Annotated in this window: 19 protein-coding genes and 1 other RNA gene; 9 read left to right on the plus strand and 11 right to left on the minus strand. The window is 62.7% G+C overall.

What is annotated here, in order from left to right:
- Positions 1-17 precede the first annotated feature (17 nt).
- The 4 genes from B0E42_RS21055 to B0E42_RS21070 all read right to left on the minus strand — a co-directional run bounded on the left by B0E42_RS21055 (position 18) and on the right by B0E42_RS21070 (position 5,352).
- Positions 18-1,136, minus strand: a complete 1,119-nt coding sequence (locus B0E42_RS21055; RefSeq protein ID WP_077507229.1) for an ABC transporter permease — start codon at positions 1,134-1,136, stop codon at positions 18-20.
- Complete coding sequence (rbbA, locus tag B0E42_RS21060) at positions 1,136-3,859, minus strand: ribosome-associated ATPase/putative transporter RbbA (RefSeq protein WP_077507231.1); 2,724 nt, start codon at positions 3,857-3,859, stop codon at positions 1,136-1,138. Before rbbA ends, B0E42_RS21055 begins: the two co-directional genes overlap by 1 nt.
- A complete protein-coding gene (locus B0E42_RS21065; RefSeq protein WP_018610640.1) occupies positions 3,856-4,821 on the minus strand; it encodes an HlyD family secretion protein in 966 nt (321 codons plus the stop codon). The genes rbbA and B0E42_RS21065 overlap by 4 nt, the downstream gene beginning before the upstream one ends.
- Positions 4,822-4,902: 81 nt before the next feature.
- Positions 4,903-5,352, minus strand: a complete 450-nt coding sequence (locus B0E42_RS21070; protein WP_018610638.1) for an EVE domain-containing protein — start codon at positions 5,350-5,352, stop codon at positions 4,903-4,905.
- 195 nt (positions 5,353-5,547) lie between these two features.
- Here B0E42_RS21070 and B0E42_RS31185 point away from each other — a divergent pair, with 195 nt between their 5' ends.
- On the plus strand, positions 5,548-5,694 hold the full coding sequence (locus tag B0E42_RS31185; protein WP_018610636.1) for a hypothetical protein: 147 nt from the start codon (positions 5,548-5,550) through the stop codon (positions 5,692-5,694).
- A 35-nt stretch (positions 5,695-5,729) separates the two neighbouring features.
- On the opposite strand, the gene B0E42_RS21075 is transcribed toward B0E42_RS31185, so the two are convergent.
- From B0E42_RS21075 to B0E42_RS21090, 4 genes are all read right to left on the minus strand, one after another.
- A complete protein-coding gene (locus tag B0E42_RS21075) occupies positions 5,730-6,335 on the minus strand; it encodes a 5-formyltetrahydrofolate cyclo-ligase (protein WP_014340779.1) in 606 nt (201 codons plus the stop codon).
- 114 nt (positions 6,336-6,449) lie between these two features.
- Positions 6,450-6,629, minus strand: a non-coding RNA gene (ssrS, locus tag B0E42_RS21080) — 6S RNA.
- A gap of 30 nt (positions 6,630-6,659) precedes the next feature.
- Positions 6,660-6,977: a cell division protein ZapA gene (locus B0E42_RS21085; RefSeq protein ID WP_003177364.1), complete on the minus strand. Its 318-nt coding sequence runs from the start codon at positions 6,975-6,977 to the stop codon at positions 6,660-6,662.
- A complete protein-coding gene (locus B0E42_RS21090; protein WP_003177365.1) occupies positions 6,974-7,183 on the minus strand; it encodes a TIGR02449 family protein in 210 nt (69 codons plus the stop codon). Before B0E42_RS21090 ends, B0E42_RS21085 begins: the two co-directional genes overlap by 4 nt.
- A gap of 129 nt (positions 7,184-7,312) precedes the next feature.
- On the opposite strand from B0E42_RS21090, the gene B0E42_RS21095 reads away from it, so the two are divergent.
- The 8 genes from B0E42_RS21095 to gcvH all read left to right on the plus strand — a co-directional run bounded on the left by B0E42_RS21095 (position 7,313) and on the right by gcvH (position 16,458).
- Complete coding sequence (locus B0E42_RS21095) at positions 7,313-7,867, plus strand: YecA family protein (protein WP_077507233.1); 555 nt, start codon at positions 7,313-7,315, stop codon at positions 7,865-7,867.
- A 25-nt stretch (positions 7,868-7,892) separates the two neighbouring features.
- Positions 7,893-9,227 carry a Xaa-Pro aminopeptidase gene (gene pepP / locus B0E42_RS21100; protein ID WP_014340777.1) on the plus strand — a complete coding sequence of 445 codons (1,335 nt, stop codon included), beginning with the start codon at positions 7,893-7,895 and terminating at the stop codon, positions 9,225-9,227.
- Positions 9,224-10,411 (plus strand): 2-octaprenyl-6-methoxyphenyl hydroxylase, encoded by a 1,188-nt coding sequence (gene ubiH, locus B0E42_RS21105; RefSeq protein WP_053182906.1) that lies wholly within the window; start codon positions 9,224-9,226, stop codon positions 10,409-10,411. The genes pepP and ubiH overlap by 4 nt, the downstream gene beginning before the upstream one ends.
- Before the next feature lie 67 nt (positions 10,412-10,478).
- Positions 10,479-11,696, plus strand: coding sequence for a 2-octaprenyl-3-methyl-6-methoxy-1,4-benzoquinol hydroxylase (locus B0E42_RS21110; RefSeq protein ID WP_172681188.1), 1,218 nt, complete (start codon positions 10,479-10,481; stop codon positions 11,694-11,696).
- A gap of 245 nt (positions 11,697-11,941) precedes the next feature.
- Entirely contained in the window at positions 11,942-12,946 is a 1,005-nt protein-coding gene (locus tag B0E42_RS21115) for an extracellular solute-binding protein (RefSeq protein ID WP_053182902.1), read from the plus strand.
- A gap of 220 nt (positions 12,947-13,166) precedes the next feature.
- A complete protein-coding gene (locus tag B0E42_RS21120) occupies positions 13,167-14,783 on the plus strand; it encodes an iron ABC transporter permease (RefSeq protein WP_018610623.1) in 1,617 nt (538 codons plus the stop codon).
- A 156-nt stretch (positions 14,784-14,939) separates the two neighbouring features.
- On the plus strand, positions 14,940-16,022 hold the full coding sequence (gene gcvT / locus B0E42_RS21125) for a glycine cleavage system aminomethyltransferase GcvT (RefSeq protein WP_077507235.1): 1,083 nt from the start codon (positions 14,940-14,942) through the stop codon (positions 16,020-16,022).
- Positions 16,023-16,074: 52 nt separating this feature from the next.
- Positions 16,075-16,458, plus strand: a complete 384-nt coding sequence (gene gcvH / locus B0E42_RS21130; protein ID WP_018610618.1) for a glycine cleavage system protein GcvH — start codon at positions 16,075-16,077, stop codon at positions 16,456-16,458.
- A 182-nt stretch (positions 16,459-16,640) separates the two neighbouring features.
- Here gcvH and B0E42_RS21135 read toward each other — a convergent pair whose 3' ends face one another.
- The 3 genes from B0E42_RS21135 to B0E42_RS21145 form a co-directional block, all read right to left on the minus strand.
- Positions 16,641-16,961, minus strand: coding sequence for a DUF2388 domain-containing protein (locus tag B0E42_RS21135; RefSeq protein WP_172436019.1), 321 nt, complete (start codon positions 16,959-16,961; stop codon positions 16,641-16,643).
- Between the two features lie 65 nt (positions 16,962-17,026).
- A complete protein-coding gene (locus B0E42_RS21140) occupies positions 17,027-17,476 on the minus strand; it encodes an NfeD family protein (RefSeq protein WP_077507237.1) in 450 nt (149 codons plus the stop codon).
- A 9-nt stretch (positions 17,477-17,485) separates the two neighbouring features.
- A complete protein-coding gene (locus B0E42_RS21145) occupies positions 17,486-18,406 on the minus strand; it encodes an SPFH domain-containing protein (protein WP_014340768.1) in 921 nt (306 codons plus the stop codon).
- Positions 18,407-18,575 lie beyond the last annotated feature (169 nt).

The following is an 18,575-nucleotide window of genomic DNA, read 5'->3' on the forward strand; positions in this document are numbered from 1 at the left end:
AAGGCTGCTTTTTTTCGTCAAGACGCCAGGCTTTTCCGAAACCGGGCCAGGGCGATTGCAAAGAACAATAGCCCGATGGCCGCCAGCGCCAGCAGGTCCGGCCAGATCACGCCAGTGCCGGCATCTCGGAACAGAATCGCCGCGCTGAGGCTGACGAAATGCGTCGAGGGCGAGCCCTGCATCACCCATTGCAACCATTGCGGCATGCTGTCCAGCGGTGTACTGCCGCCTGACAACAGCAGCATCGGGATGATGACCGGGATCGCCAGCAAACCGAATTGCGGCGTCGAACGGGCCAGGGTGGCGAGGAAGATGCCCAGTGAGGTGCTGGCGAACAGGTAGAGTGCGGTCACCAGCAGGAAGAGCACCATGGAGCCGGCGAGTGGAACCCCCAGGGCGAACTTGACGATGATTTCCAGCGACGCCCAGGTGCACAGCACCACCACCAGCAGGTTGCTCCAGATTTTCGCCAGCATGATTTCCAATGCCGTCAGCGGCAGCACCAGCAAGTGGTCGAGGGTGCCGTGTTCGCGCTCGCGCAGCAGCGCGGTCCCCGTCAGGATGATCGCCAGGATCGTGATGTTGTTGACGATCTGGATCACCGCCAGGAACCAGCCACCTTCCAGGTTGGTATTGAACAGCGAGCGCGTGGTCAGCCTCACGGGTGTTGCTTCGCTCGTTTGTGCCTGGCCGGCGTAGGTCGTCAGTTCCTGCTGGAAAATCCGTCCGATGTAGCCGGCGCCCATGAACGCCTGGCTCATGGCCGTGGCGTCGACGTTGAGTTGCAGCGTTGGTTCGCGTCCGGCGAGCAGGTCGGCCTGGAAGTTGGCGGGCACGTTAATGACAAAAGTGTAGCGGCCACTGTCCATGACCTTGTCCAGTTCGGCATAGGGCAAGGCCGCCGGGTGCTGGAACTCCGGCGGTTGCAGGACCTGGGCCAATTGGCGCGAAAGATGGCTCTGGTCTTCGTCCACCATTGCGACACTGGCGTTGTGGACGCCGATCACCGAGCCGGCGGCCGGCATGTAGATCGCCACCGTGAAGGCGTAGCCCAAAAACAGCAGCAGGACGGAGTCGTAGCGCAGGCTGGTCAGCTCCTTGAGCCCCAGACGCCAGATATGTGAAAGCGTGTTCATCAGGCCTCCTGCTTTTTCAGCATGATCAGGCTGAGCCCGGTGAAGCCCAGGAAAAACCCGCCCAGCGCCAGGCATTGCGGCCATAGCTGGCGCAGATCCAGGGCCTTGGTGAAGGTGCCGACGGCGATATCCAGGAAGTAACCGGCGGGAAACAACTGGCCCATCACCGAGGCGGCCCCTTCGAGGGACGAACGCGGCACGATCAGCCCTGAAAACTGGATGGTCGGCAGGCTGGTGATGATCATGGTGCCGAGGATCGCCGCGATCTGGGTGCGGGTGAACGCCGAGATCAGCATTCCCATGCTGGTGGTTGCCAGCACATAGAGCATGCCGCCCACCGCCAGCGTCAGGCCGCTGCCTTTGAACGGCACACCGAACAGCCAGCGGTTCATCGCTGTCAGCAGGGCGAGGTTGATCAGGCTGACCGCCAGGTAGGGCACTTGTTTGCCGAGCAGGAATTCCAGGCGGGTCAGCGGCGTGGCGTAGAAATTGGTGATCGAGCCCAGTTCCTTCTCCCGCACGATGCCCAGCGCCGTCAACATGGCCGGGATGAACGCCAGGATCAGCGCCATGACCCCGGGGCCGATGGCGTTGACGCTGACCACGTCCTGGTTATAGCGAAAGCGCGTCTCCAGCGTCGCGCCGGGTTGCCGGGTCGGCGCGCGGCTGCTGAATTCAGTCAATTGCTCAAGGTTGGCCTGGTGCACGGCCTGGACGTAGTTGCGACTGGTCTCGGCTCGAAACGGTATGCCGCCGTCCAGCCAGGCGCCCACCGTCGGCTGGCGGCCGGCGTAAAGGTCACGACCGAAACTGGGAGGGATTTCCAGGGCCAGTTTGATCTCCGAGCGCTGCAAGCGTCGGTGCAGCTCCTTTGCGTCGCGGATGATCGGCTGCTCTTCGAAGTAGCGTGAGCTGCGGAACGCTTCCAGGTAGGCACGGCTTTGCGGGCTCTGATCCTGGTCATACACGGCGAAGGCCAGTTTCTCCACATCGAGGGAAATACCGAAGCCGAACACCACCATCATGAACAACGCCCCCAGCAGGGCGAACGCCATCCGCACTTTGTCGCGCAGCAGCTCCTTGCCCTCCCGGCTGGCGACGGCCCACAGGCGACCGAGGCTCAGGCCGCGCCGGTCCCGGGGGGCGTCGGCACTGTCGAGGGTCACGGGGGCGGCGTCTTGCTGCGTCTCGCCCTGGGCTTTTTCCAGGCAGGTGACGAACGCGGCTTCCAGCGTCTGGCCGTTGAACTGCGCCTGCAAGGCCGCCGGCGTGTCACAAGCCAGGACCTTGCCGGCGTGCATCAGCGAAATGCGATCGCAGCGCTGGGCCTCGTTCATGAAATGCGTGGAAAGGAAAATCGTCACGCCCTGTTCGCGAGACAACTCGATCAGCAGCCGCCAGAAATCATCCCGCGCAGCCGGGTCGACACCCGAGGTCGGCTCATCGAGGATCAGCACTTCCGGGCGATGCAGCACCGCCACCGCCAAGGACAAACGCTGGCGCAGACCCAACGGCAGCGCGCCGGAAGGCTGCTCCGCCAGTGCCTGGAGATTGAAGCGCTGGATCAGTTCGTCGATGCGCTGGCGACTGTCCGTCGTGGGCAGGTCGAAGAGCTTGGCGTGCAGCGCCAGGTTCTGGCGCACGCTCAGTTCGCCGTACAGCGAGAAACTCTGGGACATGAAACCCACCCGCTTGCGGGTGGCGAGGTCCTTGGCGTTGACCGGGTTGCCCAGCAGCCGGGCACTGCCTTCGCTGGCGGGGATCAGCCCGGTCAGCACCTTCATGGTGGTGGTCTTGCCGCAACCGTTGGAACCCAGGAAGCCAAAGATCTCACCGCGACCAATCGCGAAGCTGACGTTGTCGACGGCGGTGAAATCGCCGAAGCGCAAGGTGAGGTCGTGGGCTTCGATGGCGATGTCGGCAGTGCCGGCGCTCCTGGGGGGAATCACCAGCGGTTCGGCATCGCGGCCGTTGTCGCCCTGGAAGTGGGTGAAGGCCGAGTCGAGCTTGCCGTCCGGGGTGACCTTGGCCAGCTCCGCACTCAAGCCCTTGGCGATCAGGCGACCGTTGTCGAGCATCAGGCAATGCTCGAATTGTTCGGCCTCTTCCATGTACGCGGTGGCGACCAGCAGGGTCAGTTGCGGGCGTTGTCGGCGCACGTCTTCTATCAGTTCCCAGAAGCGTCGCCGGGACAGCGGGTCTACGCCGGTGGTGGGTTCGTCGAGAATCAGCAGGTCCGGTTCATGGATCAGCGCGCAACACAGGCCGAGCTTCTGTTTCATGCCGCCGGACAGTTTGCCCGCCGGACGATCGGCAAAACGCTGCAGATCGGTGGCCAGCAGCAAGGTGCCCATGCGTTGTTCGCAGTCTGTCCGCGATAACCCGAACAGCGTGCCGAAGAAGCGGATGTTCTCGCGTATCGACAGGTCCGGGTAAAGGTTGCCCCCCAGCCCTTGGGGCATGAAGGCAATGCGTCGGTAGAGGGTATTGCGATGGCGTCGGTCGTCGATCGAGGCGCCGAGCACGTCCAGTTGGCCGTGCTGGAGTTTTTTCACCCCGGCAATCAGCCCCAACAGGCTCGATTTGCCGGCGCCGTCCGGGCCGATCAGGCCGCAGCGAGTGCCGACGGGCAGGCTGAAGGCGATATCGCTCAACGCTACCTGCTGGCCGTAGCGATGCTCGATGCCCGAAGCGTGCAATGCCTCGCCGAGGGCGCTGCTCATTGCAGGTTGGCCGGCCAATCGATGGGGGCGGTGCGCACATAGCCGGCGCCGGGCATGCCGGGTTTGGCCTGGGGCACTTCGCCGGGTTGGGTCAGGTGTACCTTGACGCGGAACACCAGTTTCTGGCGCTCATCACGGGTCTCGACTTCTTTCGGGGTGAACTGGGATTTGGCCGCGACGAAGCTGACCTTGGCCGGCAGCGGTCGCTCGGGCAGGGCGTCGAGCAGCAGGCGCGCTTGATCGCCCACCGCGAGTTTCCCGGCCACCGAGGCCGGCAGGTAGAGATTCATGTATTGGTCGTTCGGATCGATCATCAGCAACACCCGGCCGCCGGCGCCCAGTACTTCACCCGGCTCGGCCAGGCGCAACTGGATCACGCCGTCGAGGGGTGCCCGCAACGTGCTGTCATCTATTTCACTGGTGAGCTGCGCCACTTGGGCCAGGGTCGCGCCGATGGCCGCATTCGCTGCCGATACCTGGGCCCGGGCGGCGTTGACCGCGGCGTTGGCGGTGTCGACGCGGGCTTGTTGCTGGTCGATGACCTGGCCGCTGGCGTAACCGCGCTTGAACAGTTCCTGGGTCCGCTTGAGCTCCTGATGGGCGAGCAATTGTTCGCTCTGGCGCAACTGCACGTTGGCTTCGGTGGCCGCGAGGTTCTGCCGGGCACGCACGACTTCGGCTTCGGCCTGGTTGCGCTGGGCCTCCAGGGTGCGGGTGTCCATGCGCGCCAGCACTTGGCCCTTGATGACGTTGTCGCCTTCGTCGACATGAACTTCGGCCAGGCGCCCGGGCGTCTTGCTGGCGATCTGGACCTCGGTGGCCTCAAGGCGGCCGTTGCCCATGCTCAAGCCTTCCGGCAGGCGATCGTGGCGTGACTTCCAGTAGCCGAAACCGCCGGCGGCCAGCAACACGGCCATCAAGGCAAAGGCAAAAAAACGCGAGGTACGATGGTTCGTCGACATGTCCGGCATCCTGCGGCTATAGCATCGAAGTCTGCGCGATCAATGGCCGATCCAGCTTGATATCCATCAACTCATTGGCGATCAGCGCAGGGCAATCACCGCGGCCCATTGTTCGGCCGTGACGGGCATCACCGACAGTCGCGAGCCTTTTTGCACCAGTGGCATTTCAGCCAGGGCGGTCTGTTGCTTGAGGTAGTCGAGCTTCAGCACATGGGGAAACGTTTCGACATGGGCCACGTCGATCGCGCTCCAGGGGTTTTTGTCCGGGCCGGCCTTGGGGTCGAAGTAATGACTGTCGGGTTCCAGCGCTGTCGGGTCGGGGTAGGCTGCGCGGACAATCCGGCCGATCCCGGCAATGCCTGGCTCGGGGCAACTGGAGTGGTAGAAAAAGAACGCATCGCCCTCCGCCATGGCCCGCAGGAAATTGCGCGCCTGGTAGTTGCGAACCCCGTCCCAGCGTGCCTGGCCGAGCGTTTCCAAACCTTGGATGGATAATTCGTCGGGCTCGGATTTCATCAGCCAATAGGCCATGATTGCTACTCCTTGGCGGTGTTGAAAAAAATAGTTCAGCGATTTTATGACAAACCGACAGTCGGTTGACGCCAGAGTTTGCGTGTCGGGGCCGGTTGCCGCAAAATGCCGGCCTTCCAAGCTTGACGCTGCTGCACGGCCAATAAGAAAACCGCTGCTGTCATCGTGTGTGATGTGCCTTGAGGGGGGCAATCGATGAAACGCAAACCGGATTTGTTGTGGATCTTGGTCATTCTGTTCGGTCTGGGTGTCGTGACCACGGGTTACGCCCAAAGCCTGTGGGCCAACAAGGCCGATGCGCCGGTGGAAATCACCCAGCCCGCGCCATCGCTCAAACGCTGAACCCGCTTTCCTGGCGCCGCTGACTACCGCGGCGTCTATCCTGCGATATACCAATGCCTGTCGCTGACCGTTCCCTGCAGCGGCACGTCCCAGCTTGCCTGCGCCAATCGTTCGACTTTCTGGCATTCATGGGCCAGCCCCAATAGCGTCGGCTTGCGCCACTGCTTTCGTCGCGCCAGATACGCCAGGCTGCGGTCATAAAAGCCGCCGCCCATGCCCAGCCGCCCGCCCGCATCGTCAAACCCCACCAATGGCAACAACACCAGGTCCAGCGTCCAGACCTTGCGTTGCCGGGCGATGTTCTTGCGTGGCTCGGGGATGCGAAACCGATTGGGCTGCATTTTTTCGCCGGGGTGGATGCGCTGGAACACCATCTTGGTCTGCGGCCACGGGCTGAGCACCGGCAGGTAAGTGGCCTTGCCCCGGCGTTGGGCTGCGCGCAGCAGCAGGCGTGGGTCGATCTCGCCGTCGTTGGGCAGGTACAGGGCGATGTGCTTCGCGCGGCGAAACAGCGGATGCTGGGCCAGTTGTTTGTACAGTCCGCGGGCGGCTTGCCGTTGCTGGGCGGGCGTCAGGGCACGACGGGCCTGGCGCAGCAGGCGTCGAAGTTGCGGGCGGGGCAGCAGCGCAGGTTCGGTCATATCAGTGCTTCACGCAGTGGCGATGCCACAGCGTAACCGCAAAACAGGCTGCTCAGAAATGCCGGCGCCGGAAACGACAATGCCAGTCCACATGGACTGGCATTGTCTGGAATCAGGCTCCCCGGATGAACCGCTGTCGGCTTAGCCCTTGAACCCGAAAGTTCAAGGTGGAAGTTGCAGGGGGCGTTAAGGCTTTCCGTCAAGCGGACATGCACACCGGCCCCAACGTGCAACCCCCGTGGTTGTGCGTATCGGCTCAGGGACATCACCAACTGGCAAGCACCCCAGGGAGTGATGCGAGTATACCCCAGGCAGTCTCGCGAATCAGCCTTTGCTGACGTCTGGATCGGTGGCGAGCACCAGATCCACCCGATCGAGCAGGTCGCGCACCTGTTCACGGGTCGAGCCGCTGACCTGCAGGTCAGGCGTATCCTGGCGATGCAACAGGTCGTGGGTGATGTTCAAGGCGGCCATCACCGCGATGCGGTCGGCACCGATGACTTTGCCGCTGCTGCGGATTTCGCGCATCTTGCCGTCCAGGTAACGGGCGGCGCTCACCAGGTTGCTACGCTCTTCCTGGGGGCAGATGATTGAATATTCTTTGTCGAGGATCTGCACGGTAACGCTATTGCTTGAACTCATGAGTCTTGCTCCAGGGCCTTGAGGCGCGAAATCATCGATTCGACCTTACGCCGGGCGATTTCGTTTTTTTCAATGAGGTGCGCGCGTTCCTCGCGCCAGGTTTTTTCCTGAGCTAATAGGAGTCCGTTTTGGCTCTTAAGTTGCTCGACCCGGTCAATTAGCAGTTCGAGTCTGGCCATCAGCGCTTGCAGGTCGGTGTCTTCCATTGTGTCCACTGAAGATTGTGTCTGATGGAGGGTATGGGTCGCACAGCCTCTGATAGTCTTGGCGAGTCTGTCGATGTAGGATACAAGGCCTCCATTCTAGACATAGCGCCGTCTGGCGCCTAGCTGCCCATGCCCATTCAGAATTCCCCGTATCAAGCATTCGCCACCCTGCTGAGCACCAGCGGTCATCCTGTCTCGCCCGCCGAACTGCATGGCCTGTTGCTCGGCCGCAGTTGCGCCGGCGCCGGTTTCGATGCCGCCGGCTGGTTGGCCGACGCCGCCGAACTGCTGGAAGGCGAGCCGGCGGACAACGTCCGCAACGCGCTTATCGGCCTGCAGGAAATGGTCAAGGGCGAGCTGACCAGCGACGACATGACCGTCGTCCTGCTGCTGCCCACTGACGACGCCCCTTTGGCTGAACGCGCCGCGGCGCTGGGCCAGTGGTGCCAGGGCTTCCTCGCCGGCTTCGGCCTGACCCGCCGCGAATACGCGCTGAGCGACGAGGCCAAGGAAGTGTTGCAGGACCTGGCCGCGATCTCCCAGGTCCAGGATGCCCTGGAAGAATCCGATGACGGCGAAAGCGACTACATGGAAGTGATGGAGTACCTGCGGGTCGCACCGTTGCTGCTGTTCACCGAGACCAAGAAAACCGATGCAGCGGCCGCCAAGCCGTCCTTGCATTAATTTTTAGAGGGAACCCCGTCTGCCCATGATTCATATCCCGAAATCGGAATACAGCCGTCGCCGCAAGGCCCTGATGGCGCAGATGGAACCCAACAGCATCGCAATCCTGCCCGCCGCCGCCGTTGCGATCCGCAACCGCGACGTCGAGCACGTCTATCGCCAGGACAGTGACTTCCAGTACCTCAGCGGCTTTCCCGAGCCGCAAGCGGTGCTGGTGCTGATGCCGGGCCGCGCCCATGGCGAATACATCCTCTTTTGCCGCGAGCGCAACGCCGAACGTGAGTTGTGGGACGGCCTGCGCGCCGGCCAGGAAGGGGCGATCCGTGACTACGGTGCCGACGACGCGTTTCCCATCACCGACATCGACGACATCCTGCCGGGCCTGATCGAAGGCCGCGACCGGGTGTATTCGGCCATGGGCAGCAACCCGGAATTCGACCGGCACCTGATGGAATGGATCAACGTGATTCGCTCCAAGGCCCACCTCGGCGCCCAGCCGCCGAACGAGTTCGTTGCCCTGGATCATCTGCTGCATGACATGCGCCTGTATAAATCGGCGGCAGAAGTGAAAGTGATGCGCGAAGCGGCGCGGATTTCCGCCCAGGCGCACATCCGAGCGATGCAGGCGGCGCGCCCGGGGCTGCATGAGTTCAGCCTGGAAGCCGAGTTGGACTATGAGTTCCGCAAGGGCGGGGCGAAGATGCCGGCCTATGGTTCGATCGTCGCGGCGGGGCGCAACAGCTGCATCCTGCATTACCAGCAGAACGACGCGCTGCTCAAGGATGGCGACCTGGTGTTGATCGACGCCGGCTGTGAAATCGACTGCTACGCCAGCGATATCACCCGTACCTGGCCGGTCAGTGGCAAGTTTTCGCCCGAGCAGAAGGCAATCTACGAAGTGGTGCTGGCTGCCCAGGAAGCCGCGTTTGCCCAGATCGCGCCGGACAAACATTGGAACCAGGCCCACGAAGCGACGGTGCGGGTGATTACCGAGGGGTTGGTGCGCCTTGGGCTGCTGGAGGGTGAGGTGGACGCGTTGATCGCCAGCGAGGCCTACCGGGCGTTCTACATGCACCGCGCTGGCCACTGGCTGGGCATGGATGTGCACGACGTGGGTGAATACCGCGTTGGTGGCGAGTGGCGGGTACTTGAGGTCGGCATGACGCTGACGGTGGAGCCGGGCATCTACATCGGCCCGAACAACCGCAGCGTCGCGAAAAAATGGCGCGGCATTGGCGTGCGTATCGAGGATGACGTGGTAGTGACCAAAACCGGTTGTGAAATCCTGAGCCACGGCGTACCGAAGACGGTCGCCGACATCGAGGCCCTGATGGCCGCTGCCCGGACGCAAGCGGCATGAGCCGGGTCAATCTGGCGATCGTCGGCGGCGGCCTGGTCGGCGCGAGCCTGGCGCTGGCCCTGCAGGCCGGTGCCAAGGCCCGGGGCTGGAAGATCATGCTGATCGAGCCCTTCGCCCCCGGCGATGCCTGGCAGCCAAGCTACGATGCCCGGTCCTCGGCATTGTCCTATGGCGCCCGGCAGATTTATCAACGCCTGGGTGTCTGGCAGGAAATTTCCCGCCGCGCCGAGCCGATCAAGCAGATCCATGTGTCCGACCGCGGACGGTTTTCCACGGCGCGGCTGTCGGCCATGGAAGAGGGCGTGCCGGCGCTGGGCTACGTGGTGGAAAACGCCTGGCTCGGCCAGTGCCTGTGGCAAGGCCTGGACCCGGAGGTGGTCAGTTGGCGTTGCCCGGCGCAGGTCACCCGGATGGAACCGCTGGTCGGCGGTTATCGCCTGACCCTCGACGACGAAACCACCCTGGAATGCGACCTTGCCGTACTGGCCGATGGCGGCCGCTCCGGCCTGCGCGAGCAGTTGGGTATCGGCGTGCGCAGTCGACCCTACGACCAGAGCGCCTTGATCGCCAACATCACCCCCAGCGAAGCCCACAACGGCATGGCCTTCGAACGTTTTACCGATGACGGCCCGATGGCCTTGCTGCCGCTGCCGGAGAATCGTTGCGCGCTGGTCTGGACCCGCCAGGGCATGGACGCACAACGGCTGGCGGCCCTCGACGAGCGCAGTTTCCTCAGTGAATTGCAGGGTGTATTCGGCTATCGCCTGGGCACCCTGAAACAGGTGGGCGTGCGACATCTGTACCCGCTGGCGCTGGTGGAGGCCGAAGAACAGGTCCGTCCGCACCTGGCGATCCTGGGCAACGCCGCCCACAGCCTGCACCCGATTGCCGGGCAGGGGTTCAACTTGTCCCTGCGCGATGCCCAGGCTCTTGCCGATGCTCTGCTCGACAGCGAAAGCGAGCCGGGGGATTTTGCCGTGTTGCAAGCCTATCGCGAGCGTCAGCGAATGGATCAGGCCTTGACCGTGGGCTTTTCCGACCAGGTCACGCGGCTGTTCGCCAGCAACCTGCCGTTGGTGTCCCTGGGCCGTAACCTCGGCCTGTTGGGCCTCGACTTGCTGCCGCCGGCCAAGCGCTGGTTCGCCCGTCAGGCCATGGGGCTGGGGACGCGTCCCGATGCTTGAGGCCGGGGCTGTCATTTCTTTTCATGGGCGGCTGATGTCGCCAGCAAAACAGGCTTAGAGCATGGAATTGCGTGCAGATCTGCTGATTGTCGGCGCCGGTATGGTCGGCAGCGCCCTGGCGCTGGCGTTGCAGGGCAGTGGCCTGCAAGTGCTGTTGCTCGACGGCAGCCCGATGAGCGTCAAACCCTTTGATCCCCAGGCCGCGTTCGAGCCGCGGGTCAGTGCCTTGTCGACGGCCAGCCAGCGGATCCTCGATCGCCTGGGCGTCTGGGACGGCATCACCGCCCGCCGCGCCAGCCCCTATACCGACATGCACGTCTGGGACGGCAGCGGCACCGGGCAGATCCATTTCTCGGCCGCCAGCCTGCACGCCGAGGCGCTTGGGCACATCGTTGAAAACCGTGTTGTGCAGGACGCCTTGCTGGATCGACTGCATGACTGCGACCTGGGCCTGCTGGCCAATGCCCGGCTGGAACAGATGCGTCGTTCCGGTGACGACTGGCTGCTGACCCTGGCCGATGGCCGCACGTTGCGCGCGCCCCTGGTCATCGCTGCCGATGGCGCGAATTCCGCTGTGCGCCGCCTGACCGGCGTCGCCACGCGCGAATGGGATTACCTGCACCACGCCATCGTCACCAGCGTGCGCAGCGCCCGGCCGCATCGAATGACGGCCTGGCAGCGTTTTACCGACAACGGTCCGCTGGCGTTCCTGCCACTTGAGCGTGACGGTCAGCACGATTGGTGCTCGATCGTCTGGTCCACCACCCCCGGTGAAGCGCAGCGCTTGATGGCGCTCGATGAAACTCAATTCTGCAGCGAACTGGAACGGGCCTTCGAAGGCCAACTCGGTACGGTACTGAGTGCCGACCCGCGCCTGTGCGTGCCGCTGCGCCAACGACATGCCAAGCGCTATGTGGCCGAAGGGCTGGCGTTGATCGGCGACGCGGCCCATACCATTCATCCGTTGGCCGGGCAGGGCGTGAACCTGGGCTTCCTCGACGCCGCCGTGCTGGCCGAAGTGCTGTTGCAGGCGGTCGGGCGTGGTGAACGACTGGCAGACGTGAAGGTGCTGAGCCGCTACGAGCGGCGACGCATGCCCCATAACCTGGCGCTGATGGCGGCGATGGAGGGGTTCGAGCGCTTGTTCCAGGCCGATCCGCTGCCGGTGCGCTGGTTGCGCAACACCGGGCTGAAGCTGGTGGACCGCATGCCTGAGGCCAAGGCGTTGTTCGTGCGCGAGGCGCTGGGGTTGATTGGGGATTTGCCGGATCTGGCCAAGGCCTGAGAGGTGTATTGGGGCTTATGGCCCTATCGCGGGCAAGCCTTGCTCCCACAAACTCTTGCACACCACAGGTGTGCAATGTGGGACAAGCTTTTGTGGGAGCAAGGCTTGCCCGCGATGACGGACGCAAAAACACGGCACATCTCAAAGCTGCAACATTTGGAAATGTGTCCAACCATTGTTCGATTGAGATGCCAAATGTGAGTCCTTATCATTTGCGCTTCGCTCACCATCCAGAGACCGCTACCATGTTGGCAACCAAGCGCCTGCTGTCCGCCCTCGCCTTGACCCTGATCGGCACCACTGCCGCCCAGGCCGCCGATGAGGTGGTGGTCTACTCCTCGCGTATCGATGAACTGATCAAGCCGGTCTTCGATGCCTACACCAAGAAAACCGGCGTGTCGGTGAAGTTCATCACTGACAAGGAAGCGCCGCTGATGCAGCGGATCAAGGCCGAAGGCGAGAACGCCACTGCCGACCTGCTGCTTACCGTCGATGCCGGCAACCTTTGGCAAGCCGAGCAGATGGGCATTCTCCAGCCGTTCACGTCGCCGGTGATCGACGCCAACATCCCGTCCCAATATCGCGCCTCTTCCCACGCCTGGACCGGCTTGAGCCTGCGGGCGCGGACCATTGTCTACTCCACCGAGCGGGTTAAACCCAGCGAATTGACCACCTATGAAGCGCTGGCTGGCAAAGAGTGGGAAGGCCGCCTGTGCCTGCGGACCTCGAAGAAGGTCTACAACCAGTCCCTGACCGCCACGCTGATCGAAACCCACGGGGCGGAAAAAACCGAGGAAATCCTCAAGGGCTGGGTCAAGAACCTGTCCACCGACGTGTTCTCCGACGACACCGCGCTGCTTGAAGCAATCAACGCTGGCCAGTGCGATGTCGGCATCGTCAACACCTACTACTATGGCCGCCTGCACCAGCAGAAGCCGGACCTGAAGGTGAAGCTGTTCTGGCCGAACCAGGCCGACCGCGGCGTGCACATCAACCTCTCGGGCATTGGCCTGACCAAGCATGCACCGCATCCGGAAGCCGCGAAGAAACTGGTGGAGTGGATGACCACGGCGGAAGCGCAAAACATCTTCGCCGACGTGAACCAGGAATTCCCGGCCAACCCGAAAGTCGAGCCGTCCAAGGAAGTGGCAGCCTGGGGCAAGTTCAAGGCTGATACCCTGCCGGTGGAAGTCGCGGGTAAGCGCCAGGCCGAAGCCATTCGCCTGATGGATCGCGCTGGCTGGAACTGAGACCTGTGGTGAGGGAGCTCGCTCCCGCCGGGCCTGTAGGAGCTGTGTAGGAGCTGTGTAGGAGCTGTCGAGTGTAACGAGGCTGCGATCTTTCCCCAGACACTTGAATCTCAAGCGAAAGATCAAAAGATCAAAAGATCGCAGGCTTCGCCAGCTCCTACAGAGCCCAGCGGGAGCAAGCTCCCTCGCCACATGACCGTTTGTTTAACGAGAGTATTCCTTGGCCCACCCCGCCCAACGCCGCTGGTATCCCCTGGTCTTCGCCATCGCCGCGCTGGTCCTGCTGCCCCTTAGCGTCTTGTTACTGTCCTGGCAGAGCATCGACCAACAGATCTGGTCCCACTTGTGGGATACGCAAATGCCACGCTTGTTGGGCAACACCCTCACGTTGATCCTTGGCGTGGGTGTCGGTGTGACGTTGCTGGGTGTCAGTCTCGCCTGGCTCACCAGCCTGTGTGAGTTTCCGGGACGCCGTTGGCTCGATTGGGCTCTGATGCTGCCGTTCGCGATTCCGGCCTATGTGTTGGCGTTTGTCTTCGTGGGCCTGCTGGATTTTGCCGGCCCCGTGCAGACGCTGATGCGTGAATGGTTCGGCAGCGGCCTGCGCCTGCCCCGGGTTCGCTCCACCGGCGGGGTGATCCTGGTGCTGGTGCTGGTCTTTTACCCTTACGTCTATTTGCTGGCGCGCAGTGCCTTCCAGGCCCAGGGCAAGGGCTTGATGGAAGCCGCCCGGGTGCTCGGGCAATCGCCGTGGCAGGCGTTTTGGCGCGTGGCGCTGCCGATGGCCCGACCGGCCATCGGTGCGGGCGTGGCGCTGGCGCTGATGGAAACCCTGGCGGATTTCGGCGCGGTGTCAGTGTTCAACTTCGACACCTTCACCACCGCCATCTACAAGACCTGGTACGGCTTCTTCAGCCTCTCCAGCGCAGCCCAGTTGGCCAGCCTGCTGTTGCTGGCGGTGATGCTGGTGCTCTACGGCGAACGCCGGGCTCGCGGCGCTCATCGAGCCAGCAACGAGCGGCCCCGGGTCAAGGCGTTGTACACGTTGCGCGGTCTCAAGGCCGTGGCAGCCAGCAGTTGGTGTTTCCTGGTATTCGCCTGTGCCTTTGTCATTCCGGTGCTGCAGTTGGTGGTGTGGTTCTGGCAACGCGGTCGTTTCGACCTGGATGAGCGTTATGCCGGGCTGATCGTCCACACCCTCTACCTCGGCGGCCTGGCGGCGCTGGTCACCGTTTGTGTGGCCTTGCTGCTGGCGTTCGCCCGGCGGCTGGCGCCGACCCGGCCGATTCGTGCCGGTGTCGGCCTGGCGAACCTGGGCTATGCCTTGCCCGGTTCGGTGCTGGCGGTGTCGATCATGCTTGCGTTCAGCTACCTGGACCGTGAGCTGGTCATCCCGCTGTCGAGCTGGCTCGGCGGGGCAGGCAAGCCGTTGTTGCTGGGTAGCCTGTCGGCGCTGCTGCTGGCGTACCTGGTGCGCTTCCTGGCCGTGGCCTACGGTCCGCTGGAGAGCAGCCTGGCGCGAATTCGTCCGTCTTTGCCCGAAGCTGCACGCAGCCTTGGGGTCAGTGGGCCACGACTGTTTTTCAAAGTGTATCTGCCGTTGCTGTTGCCCGGCACCTTGAGCGCGGCGTTGCTGGTGTTCGTTGATGTGCTCAAGGAAATGCCCGCCACCCTGCTGATGCGCCCGTTCGGCTGGGACACGCTGGCGGTGCGGATCTTCGAGATGACCAGCGAAGGGGAGTGGGCCCGCGCCGCGCTGCCGGCGCTGACGTTGGTACTGGTGGGGTTGTTACCGGTCATCGGATTGATACGACGTTCGGCCCATCGAAACAGCTAGGTGTCAGTCCCACCTCATGCGGCTACAATGCGCGGCATTCGGTGCGGTCCGTCTGTCGGACCGGGCAACTGAGAACGTCAGAAAACTCCTTTTTTTCAGACGTTCGCGCTACTCAGTGTCCGTCCGCACCTTCGCCAAGCCCGGAAGGAGAAACCCATGGGACAGCGTACGCCTCTGTATGACCTTCATCTCGCCCTTGGCGCGAAGATGGTCGATTTTGGCGGTTGGGATATGCCTTTGCACTACGGCTCGCAAGTCGAAGAACACCATCAGGTGCGTCGCGACTGTGGAGTGTTCGATGTCTCCCACATGACCGTGATCGATGTCGCGGGCGTCCAGGCCAAGGTCTGGCTGCAGCGCTTGCTGGCCAATGACGTCGATCGTTTGCAAGACACAGGCAGTGCCTTGTACAGCGCGATGCTCAATGAGCGCGGCGGCATCGTCGACGACATGATCATCTACCGGGTCGAGGACAGCTATCGGCTGGTCTTCAACGCCTCGACTCGCGATCAGGATCTGGCCTGGATGCAGGCACAGATCGGTGATTACGACGTGCAACTGCATGAGCGCCCCGAGCTGGCGATGCTGGCGATCCAGGGCCCCCAGGCCCGGCAGAAGATTGCCGAACTGGTGACCCAGCCGCGTGGGCAAATCATCCAGCAACTCAAGCCTTTCGAAGGTCGCGTCGACGGCGAATGGTTCATCGCCCGGACCGGCTACACCGGCGAAGATGGCCTGGAAATCGTCCTGCCCGCCCAGGAGGCCCCGAGTTTCTTCAATGACCTGGTAGGTGCTGGCATTTCGCCAATTGGCCTCGGCGCCCGTGATACCTTGCGCCTGGAGGCCGGCATGAACCTCTACGGTCAGGACATCAACCAGGACGTTTCGCCGCTGGCCTCGAACATGGCCTGGAGCATCGCCTGGGAACCGGCGAGCCGTCAGTTCATCGGGCGCGGTGCGCTGGAAGCCGAGCTTGCCAGCGGTGTGCAGCACAAACTGGTCGGGCTGGTGCTGGAAGAGCGGGGTGTCTTGCGCGCCCATCAGGTGGTTCGCATCGCCAATGTTGGCGAAGGGGAGATCACCAGTGGTAGTTTTTCTCCTACGCTTAGCAAGTCGATCGCCCTGGCACGTGTTCCGATGGCTACGGCTGACCGGGCCGAGGTGGAAATTCGCGGTAAGTGGTACCCGGTACGGGTGGTCAAACCGACCTTCGTCCGCCATGGCAAAACCCTGATCTAACCTTTTGCGGCGGGCCGCTGGCCGCTGACACTTTCTCTTGAGGACACAGAATATGAGTGATATCTCTGCCGAACTGCGTTTTGCCGAAAGCCATGAGTGGGCACGCCTGGAAGCTGACGGTACCGTCACCGTAGGCATCAGCGATCATGCGCAGGAAGCCTTGGGCGATGTGGTATTTGTCGAGCTGACTGAAGTCGGTAAGGTCTTTGGCGCAGGTGACCAGGCCGGTGTGGTCGAGTCGGTCAAAGCTGCTTCCGATATCTATTCCCCAATTGCAGGTGAAGTGATCGCGGTCAACGAAGAGCTGAGCGGCTCGCCTGAGCTGCTCAACTCTGATCCGTACGGCGCCTGGATCTTCAAGCTCAAGCCAAGCGACAAGGATGAGCTGGACAAGCTGCTCGATGCGGCAGGTTACCAGGCCGCTATCGGCGAATAACCCGGATCCAATGTGGGAGCGGGCTTGCTCGCGAAAGCGGTGTGTCAGTTTCAGTGTTGTTGACTGATACACCGCTTTCGCGAGCAAGCCCGCTCCCACACAGGGTACTGCGTACAGCCTGATAATATTTTCGGGCAAAAAAATGCCGCTCCCATCGAGCGGCATTTTTTATTGGCCGGAAATCAGTCCTGGGCGACGGCGTTTTTCGCCAGGATCGCGTTGGCCAGTTCCATGTCGGTGGCTTGCAGGCCTGGGTTGTCGGCACGCACTTTCTGCATCGCCGCTTCCAGGTAGGGGCCACGGATACCGCCATCACTGGCGACGAAGCTGCCGGCGTCGTCCTGAGCCGCGACGATCAGCTTGTTATCCTTGAAGGTCAGGTAGGTGGAACCGGTGGTCGCACCGGATGAGATGACGTTACGCCAAAACGTGTCGGCCATTGCCGAGCCAACAGGAAGAGACAGCAAGGCTAGGGTAGCGACAGCAAGTTTGAGACGCATGATAGGTGACTCCACTGGGTTAACTATGACGTTGGATTACCTGCGCCTCTATTCAGTTCCATGCCTTGTCAGTCAGCCCGTTCCACCTGCAGCACCGCGCCATCTTGCGCCACCACCCTGACCCGCGTGCCCACGGACGACTCGGGCCCCTTGGCCAGCCAGACACTGTCGGCCACCTTGATCTTGCCACGGCCATCGACAATCGCTTCATGAACCTGGAAGACCTTGCCGATCAGCTCTTGCCCGCGCAGGTTCAGGTGCGGCTGATCGCTTTCGCGCACCGCGCTGCGCTGGCGTCGCCACCAGTACAGCGCTGTTGCGATGGCGAACAGGCCGAACAACAGGAACTGCAGCTCCCACGGCATCTGCGGCAGGATGAACGTGAGCACGCCGACCGCCGCGGCGGCCATGCCGATCCACAGCAAGTAGCCGCCGGCGCCGAACACTTCAAGGATCAGCAGGATGACGCCCAGCGCCAGCCAGTCCCAGTACGACATGTTTTGCAGGAACACCCACATATGCGCGCCTCAGGCTTTCTTGCTGTCGAAGGTGGCCCTGACGATCTCGCCGATGCCGCCGACCGCACCGATGACCTGGCTGGCTTCCAGCGGCATCAGGATCACCTTGCTGTTGTTGGCGGAAGCCAGTTTGCCCAGCGCATCGATGTACTTCTGCGCGACGAAGTAGTTCACCGCCTGGACGTTGCCGTCGGCAATCGCCTGGGACACCACCTGGGTGGCCAGCGCTTCGGCTTGTGCCTGGCGCTCGCGGGCCTCGGACTCCAGGAACGCGGCCTGGCGGCTGCCCTCGGCCTCGAGGATTTGCGCCTGCTTCTTGCCTTCGGCGGTGAGAATCGCCGATGCGCGCAGGCCCTCGGCTTCGAGGATCTGGGCACGCTTGATACGTTCGGCTTTCATCTGCCCCGACATGGCGGCCATGAGGTCGGCCGGCGGGCTGATGTCCTTGATCTCGATCCGGGTGATCTTGATCCCCCACGGCGCTGTGGCTTCATCGACGGTGCGCAGCAGTTTTTCGTTGATACCGTCGCGCTGGCTCAGCATCGCGTCCAGCTCCATGGACCCCAGCACGGTACGGATATTGGTTTGCAGCAGGTTGCGGATGGCGTGTTCGAGGTTGTTGACCTCGTAGGCCGCCTGGGCCGTATTGACCACCTGGAAGAAACACACGGCGTCGATCTGTACCGTGGCGTTGTCGGCAGTGATGACTTCCTGGGGCGGGATGTCCAGCACGCTTTCCATGACATTGATCTTGCGCCCGATGCGATCCATCACCGGGATGATGATGTTCAGGCCGGGCTTGAGCGTGTTGGTGTAGCGGCCGAACCGCTCGACGGTCCATTGGTAGCCCTGGGGCACGACCTTGAAACCCATGAACAGGATGGCGACCACGAGGCCGATGAAAAGTAAAAGTACACTACCGATCTGCATGACGGTTCCCTGTGCGAATTGAGATGGACCTGCGAGCCCTGAGTGTAGGGCACGCGGCCAGTATCATCACTCTGTGGGAGCAAAGCTTGCTCGCGAGGCAGGCGCCTTGCTTCCCCGGGAGACCGCGTCATTTTCATCGCGGGCAAGCCTTGCTCCCACAGCCTTTCGC

Origin of the sequence: Pseudomonas sp. A25(2017) (assembly GCF_002001065.1) — a bacterium.
GTDB lineage: Bacteria > Pseudomonadota > Gammaproteobacteria > Pseudomonadales > Pseudomonadaceae > Aquipseudomonas > Aquipseudomonas kilonensis.